The sequence below is a fragment of the Mesorhizobium sp. M7A.F.Ca.CA.002.04.1.1 genome, assembly GCF_004022805.1.
In the GTDB taxonomy this organism is placed as follows: Bacteria; Pseudomonadota; Alphaproteobacteria; order Rhizobiales; family Rhizobiaceae; genus Mesorhizobium; species Mesorhizobium ciceri.
The window spans coordinates 1-1,052 of sequence record NZ_RZPL01001129.1 but is presented as its reverse complement, the minus strand read 5'-3'; the positions used below and the strand labels follow the sequence as shown (position 1 = coordinate 1,052).

Sequence of the window (1,052 nt, the reverse complement as noted above, 5' to 3'; positions counted from 1 at the left end):
GATCTGCCGCTGCATGTCGAGCGCCATCCGATGGCCGTGCTCGACGCTGCCGGCAAGGCAAGGCAGGTCATGCCGTTCGCCTGGTGCGACGACATTTCCTGCAACTATGCGCGGCCAGACAATGACGGCGTCATCCTCGCCGGGACCTGGGCCGGCGGCGGCACCGGCCTGCGCCACGAACATGCAGGCCGTCCACGCTTCGTCGAAAATCCCGATGATTACATGGAAGGTGTCGAGGAGCAGGAATCGGTCGAGATCCTGGAGACCTTCGCCAGCCGCGTGCCGGCCATGGCCGAGCTTGGCATCCGGCCGGGCTATGCCGGTCTCTACGACATGAGCCCCGACGATCTGCCGGTCATCGGCGCCATGCCTGATGTCGAAGGGCTGGTCGTTTCGGCGGGGTCTTCCGGCCACGGCTTCAAGACCGGGCCGGCAGTCGGCGAGGCGGTGGCCAAGCTGGTCACCCAAGGCGCGCAACCGATCCTGGCCCCGTTTTCACCCGATCGCTTCAGGGCCGCGTGATGGCGTCGGTGACGACGAGCGAGAGCAAGAGTTCCGGCTTCATGCCGGCCGCGTTCCGCAACGCCACGGCCGATGCCCTGTGCATGGTCGCGGTGCTGTTGCTGGTGGCGCTTGCCGCCTTCATCTTCGGCGGCGCCGCCATGCAACGCGTCGTCACCTATGCCGCGATCATGCTGACGGCGGTGCTCGGCCTGCAGATATTCTCCGGCAACAGCGGCATCGTCTCGTTCGGCCAGGCGGCCTTTGTCGGCCTCGGCGCCTATGCGACAGGCATCCTCACCATGCCGACGGCACTGCAGCGAACGGCGCTGCGCGACCTGCCGCAATTCCTCGCCGGCCATCAACTCTCCTTCGTCGCAGCGCTGGCCATCGTCCTGGCTCTGGCGGTCGTCGTCGGCCTGCTGACCGGTGCGCCGCTGCTAAGGCTTTCCGGATCGAGCGCCTCGATCGCCACGCTGGCCATGCTGATCATCGTCTACACGCTGCTGGTCGCCGGGCGCGAGATCACCCGCGGCAGCCAGCCTTTCTAC

At 67.0% G+C, this 1,052-nt stretch carries 1 protein-coding gene and 1 pseudogene; both read left to right on the top strand.

Annotation, left to right across the window (positions count from 1 at the left end; translation table 11 throughout):
* Positions 1–522: FAD-binding oxidoreductase (locus ENZ75_RS32730; RefSeq protein WP_164888217.1), on the top strand; the 522-nt coding region annotated here is incomplete at its 5' end.
* Positions 522–1,052 (top strand): annotated as a pseudogene (locus ENZ75_RS32725) (ABC transporter); the annotation flags it as partial. The gene ENZ75_RS32730 and the pseudogene ENZ75_RS32725, both read left to right, overlap by 1 nt.